The organism is Niastella sp. sgz303648, assembly GCF_059587045.1.
Genome location: NZ_JCAPSW010000009.1, coordinates 316,648 through 333,588, shown reverse-complemented (window position 1 = coordinate 333,588; position 16,941 = coordinate 316,648). Strand labels below are relative to the sequence as shown.

Here is a 16,941-nt window from a genome sequence, read left to right as displayed (position 1 = left end):
ATCGCCGCTCTAAAGAAAACCAAGCTCCGGCTGTTCAATAAAACCCGGCAGCAGTGCGACTTACGCCCTAATAATATATCCAGGCTTCAGTAACATCTGTTTTTCTTTTTAATGCCCGTCGATTTCATTTTCTTAACGGTTTTTTTCTGATGCCGGTCCTTAAAACAATCAACCGCAGCAACTATCATCTGATAATAAAAGCTAATACAATTTCCAATTAATTGGAGCCGGGGTTTTGTTGCAGTAACTGGTAAATGGGTATATTGGTTAGTTTCGACAGCACGTCGATCTCCTGCATATAGACGTTCCATGAACGAACAGGATCATTTTCAATGCCGTTGTTTTCGGAAGAAGAGGTTACAAACACCTGACCTAACAGGTTGCCGGCCGACCACATGCACCAGAGCGGTTTATTCACTGCATCTATGACCATCACAAAGGGCCATGCGCCCGGATAAAAAGTAAACGTAATGCAAAGCTCATCATTGAATGATTGCACAAACCCCTGCCAGTAGGCAATCGCCAGCACCCAGTGATTATAGTGTTCCCAGATGCTTTTTACAAATGCCCTGTCTTTTTTACCTTTTATTTGTTTATAAAAGGTACGCCAATAGCGCCGAACAATCAGGGCTTTTTCGCTGATGAGTTCTCTTAATACATAATCGAGCGTCACTTCGAGATGCAGCGCAACCTGCAATAATTGCCGGATGAATATTTCAAGGGCATTGTTCAGTATTCTGTTTACGAGTGGAATGATATTTACATTTTTTTCAAAAGGAATTTCTTTGATCATGCATTCAAAAAACTCCAGATAATCGATGATCAGACTGAAATTGCCATATGGCAGCTTGTTTTCGCCTGCGCAATATGTACGCAGATTCGAAAATATTTTTATCGCCTCATGCTGTGTGAGCTTTACATCCATAGATAAATGGTTTGTAGCAATACAACAGGGTTCAGATAAAGTAACAGGAGGAATAACTTAAGCAGATAACAGAGGCAGATTACACGCATAACGCCGAACGCATAATGCAAAACGCAAAACACAAAACGCAAAATGCCAAATGCGAAATGCCAAACGCGGAACGCGAAACGCATAATGCAAAACGCTAAACACGAAACACGAAACGCAAAACGCATAACGCATAATGCATAACGCAAATCCAAATGCGGAACGCTAACCGCTATAAAACGCTGCTGTTTTTCTGCGTTAAGCATTAAGCGTTGGGCGTTGAGCGTTAAGCCTGGCACTATAAAGTTAGTTAAGGGGATGCAGAAGCCACTTACCGGGCGTCACAAATATTTTGCGGTTAAAAAAAATCACCGGTTTGAATAATAAATACTCCCGATTTCGTAGCCTTTTTATGTTCAGAAGTTTTATATTACTGCCTCACACTACCTCACCCCTCTCCTTAAGGGGTGAGGTAAACCTGATTGTATGCGTAACGAATTATATTCCTCTATATGGGGGCCCTTACCGGTTTCCGGTACATTACCACCCACCGTCGGGCACCGCGCGCATGCGGTGTTGTCCGATGCCGCCTTACAGGTAGCCATCAGTGATGCCGGCGATTATTTTATATTTCAGGAAGTTACCAATACCCGGTGCCGTGTACGGTTGTATGATTTTGCGGCTACTGCCAACGATACCTACACCTGGAAAAGTGATCCGGTGATCGTGTTAAGAATAGGTCATACGCAATCATATGCCTTTCATCTGCCCGGCATGCAAGAACAGCTGTTTCATCAGCGGCATTGCAACCTGTTGTATATTCCGGATTATACAACGAGGTTTAACATTACCGCCGGTGCGGCTCTTAGCTTTATGGATATTATTCTTGCCAAATCGTACCTGCGTGATCTGTCGGACACCTATCCCCTGTTGAACGATTTTTTACAAAAGATATACCGGCACAAACCGGTAAAGCTTTTGCCGCATAACGCCATTGCCCCGTTGCATATGCTTCGCTGGCAGGATGAACTGTTGGCCTATAGCAGCGAAACCTCAAAAGATCCCTGCCGTATACATTATATTATCGATCAGCTGCTGCATACCGGTATGGAAACCCTCGCCAATTGGCAATTGACAATAAACAATAAGCAACCCCCCATTGAAAAATTGCGCTTAAGCACCGGAGAAGCCAATACGATATACGAGGTGGCCGACTGGCTCGAAAGCACGCATCAATACCTGGCTACAGAACAGTTAGCCGATAAATTTCATATCCCTGTGCATACATTGCAGAAAGGCTTTACAAGCATTTTCGGTTACCCCCTCACCCATCACCGGTTCGAAGAACAAATGCGCCGGGCGCTGCAGCTGGTGAATGATAAAAGCTATACCAGTAAGAAGCTGGCACTTCTATTAGGCTATAAAGAGCCTCAAAGCTTTACACGAGCATTTAAGCACCGGTTTGGGATTTTGCCGTGGAAAAATGCGGCGAAATAAGTTTCGCGCAAAGGCGCAAAGCCGCAATAAGATCGCTTAGTTTTTTAAAACATCACAAAACACAGCTTTAAAATATTTAAGCAAGGTAAGAACGCAAAGAGTCGCTTAGCGCCTTGGCGCCTTTGCGAGAACAATAAAAAAGCCTCCCGACAAGTCGGGAGACTGTAACTCATCAGAGCATTAAGAGTAAGCCCCGCCGTGCAGGTTTACAGCGAAAACCATTGCACTGCAAAACCATACCGGCAAAGGCTTACTACTATAAAAACACCGGAACCAACGTTCACGATTACCTGTTTGGCATATTTATTTTGCAGCCCGGGCCATGGAGCGCGGGGCTGCATATAGCCTGTTCTTTAATAAATACTTACATACCATTTAAAAAAATATTCTTTTATACTCATTACAGTTTGGTAATTTTATAGTCTAACCATTGTACACTGCAAAACCCACGCAGGAATTCGTTTCCGTTTCCCGTTTTATTAATCACTGTATTAATTACTGCAAATATCATTTGCGGGATAAACCTTTCCTATATGGGTACAAGAAAATTTAAAAAACACGTAGTGTTGGCGGTTATGAGTGTCAAAAAACTCATCGACACCAATCCCTGTCAAAGTCTCAGCAACGGCTATCTTGCTTCTTCAGCCGGTATCAGTCGCAACATTTTACAGGAGGTATTTAAAGACCAGTATGGCACCGATATCGGAGAATATAAATTAAAGGTGCGCATGCAGGAAGCCAAGCACCTGCTCCGGTGCGGCCAATCGATAAAGCAAATTGCCATCGAGCTGCAATATGCCTCGTCAAGCGCCTTCAGCAATGCATTTAAGAATCATTTCAACGTTACGCCATCTGAGTGGATGAACCGGCGCGAAGCGGCATAACGTTAACAAATACGGGCAAAACATAAACAAAAAGGGCAAATCATAAACTCTTTTTGCTTTGCCGGCCTCCCCTGCTACCGTAAATTGCATACAGATGGTTAAGTGCTCCGGTTTGGCTGTTTCCGGAAGATTTATAGCGGATAAACTTCTATTACACTTTCACGATAATACAACGGCAAACACCTACCGGTATCACAACCTTTTTAAGGATGATAACATGAAAGGTATCAACAAAACGATTCTGGCATATATGGAACAATGCTCTGGCGTGTACGTGAACACACAGCAGGTGGAGTTTTCGTTACGGCCCAATCGTTCTGTTTGTGCAGTGGCCGGCTGGCCCGATGCCGTGCTGGATCCAGATTATTCGCTGGCCGTAGTACTGGAGTGCAACAGCATAGAAGAGCTTACCCTGGTTGCAGGCATTACCCTTATCGATCAGTTTCACCAACTTACTCCCCACCATTTGAAAGCGTTATATAAGCAGGGCAAAGCCACTGTAAGCTGCGTGTTCGACGACCCCGACTTTTATTATGAGCTTACCTTTTATAAAAAGGAAGCCACCGTATGGGCCAAAGACGATAACAATAAAGAACATATTGTTCCAACACCCCATGAAACGCCATTTGATTTTTTCCGGCACCTGCGACAACATGCCCGTTCGAAGATGATACTACTTTAACCATTAAACACCTTATTCAATATGGAATCGCCCACAGGATTAACCCGCCTTATGCAAAAGGCGGTAGAAACGGTACGGCAGTACATCGACCAGCATCCGCTGGATCAAAAAAGTATTGACTACTTCACCTGTATGGTATCCCTCAACCGCAAAACGCTGCAACGGGCATTCAAATTTCAATATGGCTTTACGGTTGGCGGGTACCAGCAAAGAAAGCGCATGGATGCAGCTGCCCGTTTGATCCTTGAAGGCCGTTTAACGCAAAAACAAATTGCCCGCAAATGCGGTTACCATAAAGACAACAATTTTTCGCGGGCCTTTAAAAAAGTATATAAGAAAACACCGACGGAATGGCAATACGGTTGTACGGAACAGTTTGACTCACCTGATAGCAAAACGGACTAATCGGATAGTAAACCGCCCTTCGCTGATAGTTTTTGCATAGTAACTTGCATACAGATAACAGAAGCAACCGTACCACAACAACGCAGCTCATTGAATTTATATATAGCCCGGTTATACAGACTGGTGAGGCAATTTTACCAGAAAACCTGGTGTAAAGCATCAGCTGTTCCCGATAATAATTGCCCTGAGCGCAGTCGAAGGGCCGCCAAAGAATCCTGAGCGAAGTCGAAGGACAGAGCATAGTCGAAGGATCCAGCGCAGGCCAAAGAGACACCAGTTCTGTTCCCGGGTGCTATGAAACGGTTTCGATCCTATAATCAAGTAGGATAAGGTTTAATTGATCGGTTCGCCCCGGTAATCGTACCGGGGCTCATCCGATCACAATGCTGAACGCTGAACGCTTAATGCAGAACGCCTAACGCAGAATGCAAAACGCAAAACGCTTAAAACAGGTGCAACGCTGAATGCTGAACGCTTAACGCTAAGTCCGTTGAAGACATTTGCCGTTTTACGTATTACGTTTCACGATCGTAAAACTCAACAATAAATTATACATCCTTATTAGGACCCGAAAGTTCCTGAACATGGCTCAATAAACGATCTTAAGGTTTACTACAAATCGGTACGCCCCGGTAGTCTTGCCGGGGCCTAACCAAGGGTATTCAAAAGAGCAATGGAAAAACTTTTGATCATTCACGATAAAACCAACAATAGCTTATACTCTGATTTTTATCTATACAATCAAGAACATGGCCTATAGAGATTCATTATTTTAACAGTGACCGGTACGCCCGGGTAGTCGTGCCAGGGGCTTATACGGAAAACGCAAAACGCTGAACGCTGAACGCGAAACGCAAAACGCAATACACATAATGTCGTGATTGGCATTCACCATTGACCATTCACCATTCACGAAAGATATTTCCGGTTAACAGGCTGGTGAGGCAATGGTATGCAAACGATTTTATGAAGGTTAGAAATATTATTAGACAAGTTGCCTGAACAGGTGACTCGCTCCCACCTGACACCAGCTTTGTTGCCGGACTATTACATCAATAACGATAAAACCTTATTATATGTCAGAAGTGCTCAATTATGCTAACACCATCCAGCAAGCCGCTCCCCCGGCCGACGCCATGGAAGTACGCAAATCGAAAATATACATCAAAAGGTTATCGATCATCATACCTGTTTATAATGAGGAAAAAACCATTTCGATTGTGCTCGACAAGATCAATGAGGTGAAACTCATCAGCAATATCGAAAAGGAAGTGATCATTGTGAACGACTGTTCACTAGACAGTACCGAGGAAGTGATACAGGAGTATATGAGCACCAATAGTCAGCCTGCTATCAATTACTTTAAATACATCAAACATGAGAAGAACCAGGGAAAAGGTGCGGCTATACATACGGGCATTGCCCATGCCACCGGCGAATATTTACTGGTGCAGGATGCTGACCTGGAGTATGATCCGGGTGAATATAACAGTTTACTAAAACCGGCAGTAAACGGCTTTGCAGATGTGGTTTATGGCTCTCGCTTTATGGGAGGCAACGCTCACCGCATCCTTTTCTTCTGGCATTCGATCGGGAACAGGTTTCTCACCTTTTTATCGAACATGTTTACCAACCTGAACCTTACCGACATGGAAACCGGTTATAAGATGTTCAGAACGGATATTATTCAAAGAATTTATTTACAGGAGAAGCGCTTTGGGTTTGAGCCGGAGGTGACAGCGAAGATTGCGATGGTACCGCGTATCAGAATATATGAAGTAGGCATTAGTTATTATGGGAGAACTTTTGCTGAGGGGAAGAAAATTGGGTGGAGAGATGGGGTGAGGGCGATTATGTGTATTGTGAAGTATTCGTTACTTACTACCAGGTCACTTGTAAAAAAAGAAGTAAAAGTGCTGAGTTAATTTGTTCCATTTGACAATTCACCATTCACCATTGACCATTCACGACATGAAACTCAACTCCATACAATTTCTGCGGGCTGTGGCTGCTATTCTGGTTGTATATAAGCACTCTATGATTGTACAAACCAATTATGCGTCATCATGGCAACAAAATTTTTATTATTTAAACCATTTTGGTTGTATTGGAGTTGACTTGTTTTTTGTTATCTCGGGATTCATCATAACTTATGTAGCCAATAAATACATAGGGCCGGCAGAAGGTGTGTATTTCCTGGCAAAAAGATTCTGTCGCATTAACCCGGTATATTATATTGTCAGTTTGCTCTCTTTAGGTATATATTGGCTGTTGCTACGGGCGAACAATATCCCTTTTAGCAACTCCTTAAACAAAACTATTAGTTCAGCGATAGACTCTATATTGGTGCTGCCAACGTCGGGTGATATTAACTTTTTCTCACCATTGCTCAATGTGGGCTGGACCTTAAGTTTCGAATGGTTGTTCTACTTACTGTTCTCACTCCTTATCCTATGTAATGTTCAGCGTAAAACATTGTTTTTACCCGCCGTGATATTAATATTATGCGGGCAATTATTAAAACCAGATGATCTTCGGTTGATATTTTTAACCAACCCCATTATGCTGGAGTTTATTTTGGGTATTATTATTTGCCAGCTTTATTTAAAGAATATAAAAATATCAGTGCCCATTGGAATAACATTTTTATCAATCGGAGTCATCAGCTATATGCTGTTAATAAGATTTGGCTTTGGTAATGCTTGGCATCATCTGGGAGTTATAGGTGGCACACTCAGTTTAAAAAGGTTCCTGTTGTGGGGCATTCCGAGCAGTTGTATTGTGGCAGGTTGCGTATTCCTTGAAAAAAACAACAAACTAAACCGGCTATTTGATAACAAATTGGCACTGCTTTTAGGTGACGCTTCCTATTCTATTTATTTAATTCACATTATCGTATTCGATTTAGTTATGCAGTTTTATCAAAAGACAGTTTTTTTCCTTCCTGCGAGGAGTGAGGAGTTTGTCAAACGTAAAATATTAATTCATACATGAGGGTTTAGAAGATAATGAAAGAGCAATTTATGGCGAAAAATATCGACATCCTATCCCTAAATATTTACCTGTCCAGACAAACCGGAAAGTCTGAGTTTTAGAATCTTGAATTATAGACTATAATTTTTTTTTAGAAAAATCCGAACATGTTCACCAACCTGAATTTGACGGATATGGGAACCGGTTACCAGATGTTCAAAACTGATATTATACAGCGGATCTATTTAGAGGAAATGCGATTTGGGTTTGAACCAGAGGTAACTGCGAAGATTGCGATGGTGCCTCGTATCAGGATATATGAAGTAGGCATTAGCTATTATGGGAGAACGTTTGCTGAGGGGAAGACGATTGGGTGGAGAGATGGGGTGAGGGCGATTGTGTGTATAGTGAAGTATTCATTGTTCAGCACAAAATCATTGATAAAGCAGGATTTTAAAGTGTTAAGATATATTCCATTTGAGACGATTCAATATTGATCATCCACTATTGAATATAGACTATTGACTATTCACCATTGACTATACACAATATGAAATTAAATTCCATACAATTTCTGCGGGCAGTGGCTGCTTTACTGGTAGTATATGCACATTCTATGGAGATACAAATGAGGTATGCCGTTTCATGGCAACAAAATTTCTATCATTTGCAAACTTTTGGATATATCGGAGTTGATTTGTTTTTTGCTATATCTGGTTTCATTATAACATTTGTAGCCAACAAATATATGGGATCAGCACAAGGTATTCAATTCCTAGCAAAGCGTTTTTGGCGAATTAATCCGGTTTATTATATTGCCACTTTACTTTGTTTAAGTGTTATTGTCCTGAAATTGTGGTTGAGTAATCAACTCCATTTTGACTCATTAACTAGGATTATCGGCTCATTCTGTGATTCTATTTTGATTATTCCACTCTCAGGGGATGTTAATTTATTTGCACCCTTACTCATCGTTGGGTGGACCTTGAGTTTTGAATGGTTTTTTTACATTCTTTTCTACTTCCTGATATTATTCAAAATAAAGCGCAAAGTTTTATTTTTACTTGGCCTAATAATCGTATTAGTGACATTCGGACAATTAATACAAATCTCTGATTTAAGAATTGCATTTATCACCAACGCCATTTTGCTGGAGTTTTTGCTGGGTGCTATTATCTGCTGGATATATTCAAATGTTAAACAAATTCATGCTTATATAGGAGTAACCTGTTTACTGATTGGCTTGATAAGCTATATTTTATTGATTGTTTTTGGGTTTAATATTGTATGGCATTATAATGACGTATTAATCGGCCAGCAAAGCATGCACAGGTTTTTGCTTTGGGGAATTCCAAGCTGTAGTATTTTAGCCGGATGCGTTTTTCTGGAAAAAAACACCAGACATAAGCGACTCTGGGATAATAAATGGACGATGCTTATGGGGGATGCTTCATACTCAATTTACCTGGTGCACTTTACCTTATTAACTTTTTTTTCTTTACTCTATCAAAAAAAGCATTTTTTCCTGCCTCCTGATGCAATTATTTTTATTCAGGTAATTATTGTTGTTGTAGCCGCAATTGGGTTTTATAAAGTAGTTGAAAAACCTTTGGTGCGATCAATAGACTATCGAACTTTTTGGAATAAAATTATATCAACGAAAAGAGTACCTGATTTGCACAAAGAGCATCCACTGACTGATTGATAAGTTTCAATAATGGACAATAAGTATTAAATGCCAACTAAAAACAGATGAAAACGATAATTCAAAAACTACCACTACTACAAAACACATCCTTCCTGGCCTGTGCTCTTAGTACACCACATTTCGAAGTGGCCTGGCACCAGCATGAAGAATTTGAACTGATCCTTTTTACCGAAGGTTCTGGTGTAGTGCATATGGGCAATTATACAGGGCAGTCAGTGTGCTTCGAATCCGGTGACATACTCTTCTTGGGAAGCAACCTGCGACATGCATTTCAAAAAAGCGGTGAGCAGCCGCTTAGTGCTTTTGTGGTGCAGTTCCGTGATAATTGCTTCGGCCCTCATTTCTTTAATATACCCGAATGCATCGCCATCAAACAATTGCTGAACATAGCAGGTCGAGGTTTACTAATAAAGGGAAATAACCAATATCGGTTACAGCACATGATCACAGCGCTGGAAACAGCCACTGACTTCATCCGCATCAATCTATTATTGCATTGTCTGCATATGATGAGCCTGGAAAAAGAATACACTATCCTAACCACGATCAAAATACAGGAAAGAAATTATAAGGACAGTGAATTTATTGATAAAGCAATTGAGTTTACTTTAGATTCTTTCCAGGACCACATTTCATTATCGCAGGCAGCAGTTGTTGCATGTATGAGTATCCCCTCCTTCTGTTTGTATTTTAAACAGCGTACCGGCAAAACTTATATAGATTACCTGAACGAAGTACGTATCAATCATGCCTGCCGGCAGTTACTGCAAACAAACAAGTGTGTAACAGAAATATGCTACGAGAGTGGCTACAATACCATTGTACATTTTCACCGGCAATTTTTTAAGTTGAAAAAAATTACGCCATTACAATATCGAAAGCAGTACACATCTGGTGGTTTCGGTGTGCCACATCTGCCTGCCGCGTAAAAAAGTGTGACACACATGAACATCGTCAAGAAAAATAACTACGAAAAGCAAAAGCACTCATCATGACTGATCATAACACCATGCCATCCACACAATTTACGTTCAAAGAATTCCTATTTCATAACCGTCGGAATCGGCTGATCCTATACCTGGTAGCAGCAGCTATTGTGGTGCAGTTTGTTATATTCAAATATTTATACCCTTTTGCAAGCTATATACATGGCGACTCATTTTCATACCTGACTGCAGCCGAAAATAATTTAACGATCAGTACCTACCTAATTGGCTATTCCAAATTCCTTCGATTATTCAGCGTATTTGCAAAGCCCGATATTGTGCTGGTTGGCTTTCAATACCTTTTCATTCAATGTGGTATCCTGTTTTTATTATTTACCATTTTCTATTTCTATAAAATCGGAAAGGTAACGCTTATCGTTTTGTTGTGTTTTATGGTGCTTAATCCTTTGTGTTTCCACTTGGGCAATATGGTGAGCAGCGATGGCCTTTTTCTCGCACTAAGCATGATTTGGTTTGCCCTGCTATTATGGATCATTCACAAGCCTTCCAATAAAATTATTATATGGCATGCTGTAGTGTTATTCATAGCTTTTACCGTGCGTTACAATGCCATGATATATCCATTGATTGCTGGGATAGCCTTCTGGTTATCTAAATTACCCTTACGCAAAAAAATGGCTGGCATTGGTTTGGGATTATTACTATGTGGATGGTTTATGGGCCTTACAATGTACCAATACAAAAAGCTCACAGGCTATTGGCAATATTCGCCTTTTAGCGGATGGCAAATGGCTAACAATGCTATGTATGCGTACCGTAAAGTAGACAGTGTTGACCGAAAGCCTGTACCACAACAATTTCACGAATTAGACAGTATGGTCAGAAAATTCTTTGATATGGCTCGACATAATAAGGCTGTATATCCTGCTGAAATGGCCGAAGCCAGTACCTTTTATATGTGGTCGCCGGGCATGCCATTAATGGATTATCGAGACAGTCTGTTTAAAGCAAAGGATACTTCTGCAAAGGAATTTAAAAAATGGGCCAGTATGGGACCGCTGTATAAAAAATATGGATTATATCTTATCAGACAATACCCTTTACATTTCGCTGCTCATTTTTTATGGCCTAATACTCGCAAATATTATGCGCCGCCTGTAGAATTTCTGCAATATTACAATTCAGGAAATGGTTATGTAACAGATCAGGCTAAAATATGGTTTGGCTACAAAAGCGTCGAAGTTAAAACAAGGATGGGAAGTCCCTATATATGGGTGCTCAATTTTTATCCCATTCTTTCCGGCATCATAAACGTAGTAATGCTATTCGGGTTATTATATTATATTTTATTGAAAGGCTGGCAGTATAACTCTGTTTTTAACAAAACCGTATTAATGGGGAGTACGCTATGGCTGCTGAACGCAGGGTTTACCATCTTCGCTTCTTCAGCAGCCCTTCGGTTCCAATCATTTCCTGTATTGCTGACTACCACGTATGCACTATTGCTTGTGGATTGGATGTCCCAGCTAATGAGAAGTATGAAAGTGGCGGAAAAAGAAAAAAATTTAAGTAAGCAGTTTTCAAAGGAAGCGATTGCGTAATGGCAATTTTGAAAAATTGAAAATGAGATAATTTGAAAATTCTAATCTGTAAGCAAACATTCAGCATTAAGCGTTTCGCGTTAAGATTAAATATATGAAACGAACAACCATCATAGAATCCATAATATTTCTATACGCTATCCTTTTCATATACACCGGCATCAGCAAACTGATGGAATACAGCGTATTCAGCGAACAGTTAGCAGAATCACCTGTACTAACACCGGTAGCGCCTCTAATAGCTGCCACGTTGCCATGGTTGGAATTTATGGTAGTACTGATGTTGATCATCCCACGTTGGCGGCTGAAAGGACTTTATGTAGCATTAGCCTTGATTACAGCATTTACTATATACGTTATTGCCCTGCTATCATTCAGCGATAAATTACCCTGCAGTTGCGGAGGTGTGCTGGCAAAATTATCATGGCCACAACATATTGTTTTTAACGGCATATTTATAGCTATGGCTATTGCAGGCATTGTATTGCAAAAACGACAAAAAAAAGATAATCAAAAAATTTGGAACCCCGTTATGAAAAACAAACAGGATATTGCTCGCAACATGGGATAGCCCCAAAAACTACGTAAAACTTAAAATTTAGCTTTTTGATTTTTAAAAAGCAATATTATTATGAATAAAATAAAAATCATGTTGTTGACTCTTGCCGTGTTTGCAGTTGTAGGTGGAGCACTGGCATTTAAAGCAAAGTATAACGACGATTATTGTACTACAAACACTATATTAATAAATGGTATACCAGGGTGCACAGCTAATCCAGCGGCTTGCATACTATTACAAGCGGTAATGACTACTAACGTTGGCGGAGTCCGTATGTGTACAACCGTAACAAATGGAAACCCTTTTAATCCATGTCAGGCCGTCAACTGTACAATTTTGAATAGGATTATAAACAATAATTAACGATACTATAACATATTCATTTGTCCGTTAAGTAAAGTACCTAAAAATACAAATAAAAAAATAGAAACCTTACTATAGAAAACAATCAGAACATCATAGTAAAAGAAAACAATAAATCATCCATATGCTTTTCCGGCAAATCATATCACCATTGCCTTTTAAACAATGGCTGCGAGAGGATAGAGAAAACAAGCAACTGTTTTGGTTTGCTGTAACAGCGATGGTGATGTCATTTAGCTGGCTAAAGATTATATATCCCTACCCAAATTTTATTCCTCCAGATTCTTATAGTTACCTGGAGGCAGCCAGCACAAACGAGTTTATAAACATATGGCCAATCGGATATTCCAAATTTTTGAGTCTAATTGGCATATTTAGCCGATCGCATTTGATATTGGTGATAGTGCAATATCTGTTATTACAATGCGCTGTATTATATTTCCTGTTTACTATCCGGTATCTATTTTCACCTGGTAAATGGATATTTAGGATTTTGATGGCCGCAAGTATACTGAACCCTTTGTTGCCCCATATTGCCAATTTCGTGTCATCTGATTGTTTGTTTGCTGCCTTAAGCCTGGTCTGGTTCACGCAGTTACTTTGGATCATTTATCAACCAACCCAAAAAATCTTGGTTATACATGCTATTGTATTGCTGCTGACATTTATGGTTCGATTTAATGCTCTCTATTATCCATTTATCAGCATTGCATTTATTATCATGGAACATATGCCTCGAAAAACTAAATGGCTGGGTATTGGCTCGATTGCGTTTCTATTGCTGCTTTTTATTGGTCGTACGCAGTACGAATACAAACTAAGAACAGATTCCGTTCAATACTCAGCCTTTGGGGGCTGGCAACTGGCAGCCAATGCCCTGTATGGGTACGCATACGCACCACCAATTGATACGATAAACGTGAACCAATTCTTTAGGCCATTGCACAAAATTGTTAACCGGCATATGGATTCACTACGCCACCTGATAAAGAGACCCGACCAGGAAGTGGGAGTCTATTACTTATGGGATTTTAAGTCGCCATTACGCATGTACATGGAAGAAAAGTGGCCCGCTAACAATGATACACCTTTTTTTAAAAAATGGGCATCTATGGGCCCTTTATATCAGGAATATGGGAGTTACCTGATTGGGCAATACCCCTTGCCTTTCATTAAACACTATATATGGCCCAACCTGTTACGGTATTACGCACCGCCTGCAGGTTTTATGGAGCAATATAATATGAGCTACAAAACGGTAGAGCCCGTTGCAGTTACCTGGTTTAACTTGACCAATAATAAATTGCCAAGCAGGATAAAGCATTCACAAATCAAAATAATCAGCTTTTTCCCTAACCTGGTAGCGATCATCAATCCATTATTCTTTTTAAGCAGTACAATATTTCTATTTTTTGGGGGTATTCGTAGGTGTAGCAGGGTCAATAACAATATCATTGGCTGTATGCTGATTGTTTGGTATGCCAATGCAATTTTTAGCATACTTTCAGCCCCTGTGGAACTTCGGTATCAAATATTCCCCATTGTTATTACCGTACCATTCACATTATTTTTTACATCGTGCATCATACAGTCATTAAAATCTGAACCGATGACTAAGCCAAAACAAGCAATCTCTATGACTGAACCAGCGATGCAAAGTGATTTCTAATACTTATGTATTAATTAAACTAACTAATAGAAAGATTAATTTCTAATTTACCATTAAAGATTACATCATTCACGATAAAAACACATCATATGAAACATTTTATGCTGTTATTCATAATAGCAATACTCGCCGGTTGCTACGGCTCTGAACCACAAAAAACCGGACTGGAAGGAAAACCACTGCCTGAATTTAAAATTTTACTATCTGATAGTACAACCTGGGTCAATAGCCGTGATATACCGGTCGGTAAACCCATAGTACTGTTTTACTTAAGCCCTTATTGCCCCTTTTGCAAGGCGCAGACAAAAGAAATTATTGAAGACATGGACAAACTAAAAAACATACAGTTTTATTTTATTACCAGTTTCCCCCTACATGATTTGAAAAGTTTTTATAAAGAGTACCAGTTACAAAAATATGCAAACATTACTACCGGTGTAGACACAGCTCATACGGTAAGTGATTATTTTGAAATACAAATGGTGCCGTATATAGCCATATATGGAAAGAATAAAACACTAAATAAAACCTTTGTAGGAAAGATCTATAGCAGCCAGATAAAAAAAGCAGCGGAAGAATAATATGCATTAAATAATATCCGATTTGCCCTGATCAGGCAGACGGTGCTATCTACTGAGTGACCAGAGGTAATGGGCCCTTCCAACGGAAAAGCTACAGTAGTACCCATTCATCTTAGCTCTTTATAACCAGTACTTCGAAGATGGCTATAGAGCTGTAGAGAATGAAGACCGCTTATGATATTTATCTAAAGAGCGGATTCCGCCCCTCCAACGCCTAAGGCTTCGGCGGGCGAAGTGGGATAGCCGAAAACCACTACAACAGAGTAGGCATTTATATAAACCAAAATTTAGCTTTTTAATTTTAAAAAGCACGATTATTATGAAAAAAGTAAAAATCATGTTACTGTCTCTTGCTTTGTTCGCAGTAGTAGGTGGTGCACTTGCTTTTAAAGCAAAGTATTCATTCCAATATTGCAGCACAAACACTATAGTAGTAAATGGAGTACCTGGCTGCGCAGCTAATCCAGCAGCTTGCATACTAACTGTTAATGTAAAGACAGACCCAGCAGGATTGCGGTTATGTACTACCCCCACAAACGGGAATCCGTTAGCCCCATGTGCTGGAATATTATGCACAACTCTGAACAAGATCGTAGACAACAATTAAAACATCATCATAAATTGATGTATAAATTGTCTATTACGAATAGCTCCCACAGTTCTGTGGGAGCTATATTAATTGGGATAAAAAGATTTTCTATCCTGATATTTTTAACAATCACTAAGCTTCAACAGAGGCTATCGCGCAAAAGTGAATAATCATTATAATTGATTACGTATATAGTAAAATCAAACTTTAGTTCTTTCAATTAAAGCACAATTTTATGAAAAAAGTAAAAATCATGTTACTATCTCTTGCATTGCTTGCAGTAGTAGGTGGTACACTTGCTTTTAAAGCAAAGTATTCATTTCAATATTGCACCACAAACACAATATTAGTGAATGGAGTATCTGGCTGCGCACCAAATCCAGCAGCTTGCATACTAACTGTTAACATAAATAAAGCACAATTTGGACTTCGGTTATGTGCTACCCCCACAAACGGAAATCCTTTAGCCCCATGTACTGGAATAATATGCACTACTCTGGATAGGTTCGAGGATAACAATTAAAATATCATCACAAATTGTAAATACCCGAGGGACTAGGGTCCGAATAAAAGCTATTAAGGTATAGCTTTATGCGCTTTGAAATATTGGAACTATGGAACAGAACCAACAAGAGGCCGGTGGTAAAATAAAAAAGCGCTGATCGGAAGAAGAAATAAGGCAGTGTTTAGTTGAGCAGGAACAAAGTGGCCTTACGGTAAAGGAGTATTGCGAAGCGAATAGCTTAACAGAAAAAACTTTTTATCGTTGGGTAAAGAAGTACGGTAATAAAGTGAAAAAACGCATGAAAAGAAAACCTGCCGTTAAAAGTGGTTTTGCGAGTATAGAAGTGATTGGTAGTGTTGACAGGCAACAAATTTTTGCCGAGATAGGTAATCTCAAGCTCTACAAAGAAGTTCCCGCTGAATATTTAAAAACACTTTTATTATGAGTAAGTTGTTTTCTGTTCACGAATCTGTGATGAACGAAGAAAAATACGCCAGGAAAAATCAGTTCCGGTCTTTGAGGAATTAGCTGCCTGGGTAAAAGAACAAATCCCCAAGATACCAACATTGCGGAGTCCTATCGGCAAGGCGCTGGTTTATTTTTCTGAACGGGAAAAGCTAGTCGGCCTATTCCTGCATGATGGTATGCTGTTAATGGATACTAATCTTATCGAGAATGCTATCCGTCCAATCGTTTTGGGGGCGGAACAATTACCTCTTCGCTGGATCACATGATGCAGCACAGAATGCTGCTATCATTTACTCCCTGTTTGCTACGTGTAAGCTGCATAACGTAAATGCATATGACTGGTTGAAATATGTACTTACAGTTATGCCAACTTTTCCTTCAAGCCGGATAGCTGAACTGCTTCCTCAAAACTGGAAGGGCACCATCACTGAACCATAGTTGCCAATATTAAAAAGGCCATTGGAACCAATGCTTAAATGGTAATGGCTAATAGACGATATTATACTTGTATTTGCTCGGGCCTTTACTCACAAAGTAACCATTCGGTCCTTGACGTTA

The 16,941-nt window shown here is 39.9% G+C and carries 18 protein-coding genes; 16 read left to right on the top strand and 2 right to left on the bottom strand.

Annotated elements, in window-relative coordinates:
* Positions 1–217 precede the first annotated feature (217 nt).
* A complete protein-coding gene (locus tag AC59IL_RS25725; RefSeq protein ID WP_496555084.1) occupies positions 218–925 on the bottom strand; it encodes a hypothetical protein in 708 nt (235 codons plus the stop codon).
* A gap of 513 nt (positions 926–1,438) precedes the next feature.
* Here AC59IL_RS25725 and AC59IL_RS25720 point away from each other — a divergent pair.
* Positions 1,439–2,449, top strand: coding sequence for a helix-turn-helix transcriptional regulator (locus AC59IL_RS25720; RefSeq protein WP_496555083.1), 1,011 nt, complete (start codon positions 1,439–1,441; stop codon positions 2,447–2,449).
* A gap of 206 nt (positions 2,450–2,655) precedes the next feature.
* On the opposite strand, the gene AC59IL_RS25715 is transcribed toward AC59IL_RS25720, so the two are convergent.
* Positions 2,656–2,790: a hypothetical protein gene (locus AC59IL_RS25715; protein WP_496555082.1), complete on the bottom strand. Its 135-nt coding sequence runs from the start codon at positions 2,788–2,790 to the stop codon at positions 2,656–2,658.
* A 192-nt stretch (positions 2,791–2,982) separates the two neighbouring features.
* On the opposite strand from AC59IL_RS25715, the gene AC59IL_RS25710 reads away from it, so the two are divergent.
* From AC59IL_RS25710 to AC59IL_RS25640, 15 genes are all read left to right on the top strand, one after another.
* Positions 2,983–3,333, top strand: a complete 351-nt coding sequence (locus AC59IL_RS25710) for a helix-turn-helix domain-containing protein (RefSeq protein WP_496555081.1) — start codon at positions 2,983–2,985, stop codon at positions 3,331–3,333.
* 94 nt (positions 3,334–3,427) lie between these two features.
* On the top strand, positions 3,428–4,015 hold the full coding sequence (locus AC59IL_RS25705; RefSeq protein WP_496555080.1) for a hypothetical protein: 588 nt from the start codon (positions 3,428–3,430) through the stop codon (positions 4,013–4,015).
* Positions 4,016–4,036: 21 nt separating this feature from the next.
* Entirely contained in the window at positions 4,037–4,420 is a 384-nt protein-coding gene (locus AC59IL_RS25700; protein WP_496555079.1) for a helix-turn-helix domain-containing protein, read from the top strand.
* Positions 4,421–5,496: 1,076 nt separating this feature from the next.
* The gene (locus tag AC59IL_RS25695) at positions 5,497–6,345 is read left to right on the top strand and encodes a glycosyltransferase family 2 protein (protein ID WP_496555078.1); all 849 of its coding nucleotides are present in this window, start codon (positions 5,497–5,499) and stop codon (positions 6,343–6,345) included.
* Positions 6,346–6,391: 46 nt separating this feature from the next.
* Positions 6,392–7,414, top strand: coding sequence for an acyltransferase family protein (locus AC59IL_RS25690; protein WP_496555077.1), 1,023 nt, complete (start codon positions 6,392–6,394; stop codon positions 7,412–7,414).
* Positions 7,415–7,560: 146 nt separating this feature from the next.
* Positions 7,561–7,890: a hypothetical protein gene (locus AC59IL_RS25685; protein WP_496555076.1), complete on the top strand. Its 330-nt coding sequence runs from the start codon at positions 7,561–7,563 to the stop codon at positions 7,888–7,890.
* Between the two features lie 53 nt (positions 7,891–7,943).
* Entirely contained in the window at positions 7,944–9,098 is a 1,155-nt protein-coding gene (locus AC59IL_RS25680; protein ID WP_496555075.1) for an acyltransferase family protein, read from the top strand.
* Positions 9,099–9,145: 47 nt separating this feature from the next.
* The gene (locus AC59IL_RS25675) at positions 9,146–10,030 is read left to right on the top strand and encodes an AraC family transcriptional regulator (RefSeq protein ID WP_496555074.1); all 885 of its coding nucleotides are present in this window, start codon (positions 9,146–9,148) and stop codon (positions 10,028–10,030) included.
* 62 nt (positions 10,031–10,092) lie between these two features.
* On the top strand, positions 10,093–11,649 hold the full coding sequence (locus AC59IL_RS25670) for a hypothetical protein (protein ID WP_496555073.1): 1,557 nt from the start codon (positions 10,093–10,095) through the stop codon (positions 11,647–11,649).
* 94 nt (positions 11,650–11,743) lie between these two features.
* Positions 11,744–12,220, top strand: coding sequence for a MauE/DoxX family redox-associated membrane protein (locus tag AC59IL_RS25665; RefSeq protein WP_496555072.1), 477 nt, complete (start codon positions 11,744–11,746; stop codon positions 12,218–12,220).
* Positions 12,221–13,301: 1,081 nt separating this feature from the next.
* Positions 13,302–14,240 carry a hypothetical protein gene (locus AC59IL_RS25660; RefSeq protein ID WP_496555071.1) on the top strand — a complete coding sequence of 313 codons (939 nt, stop codon included), beginning with the start codon at positions 13,302–13,304 and terminating at the stop codon, positions 14,238–14,240.
* Between the two features lie 89 nt (positions 14,241–14,329).
* Entirely contained in the window at positions 14,330–14,821 is a 492-nt protein-coding gene (locus AC59IL_RS25655; protein WP_496555070.1) for a TlpA family protein disulfide reductase, read from the top strand.
* Positions 14,822–16,084: 1,263 nt separating this feature from the next.
* Positions 16,085–16,360 carry an IS66 family insertion sequence element accessory protein TnpA gene (gene tnpA, locus AC59IL_RS25650; protein WP_496555100.1) on the top strand — a complete coding sequence of 92 codons (276 nt, stop codon included), beginning with the start codon at positions 16,085–16,087 and terminating at the stop codon, positions 16,358–16,360.
* A gap of 22 nt (positions 16,361–16,382) precedes the next feature.
* Positions 16,383–16,649: an IS66 family transposase gene (locus tag AC59IL_RS25645; RefSeq protein ID WP_496555099.1), complete on the top strand. Its 267-nt coding sequence runs from the start codon at positions 16,383–16,385 to the stop codon at positions 16,647–16,649.
* A complete protein-coding gene (locus AC59IL_RS25640) occupies positions 16,591–16,821 on the top strand; it encodes a transposase domain-containing protein (protein WP_496555069.1) in 231 nt (76 codons plus the stop codon). The genes AC59IL_RS25645 and AC59IL_RS25640 overlap by 59 nt, the downstream gene beginning before the upstream one ends.
* Positions 16,822–16,941 lie beyond the last annotated feature (120 nt).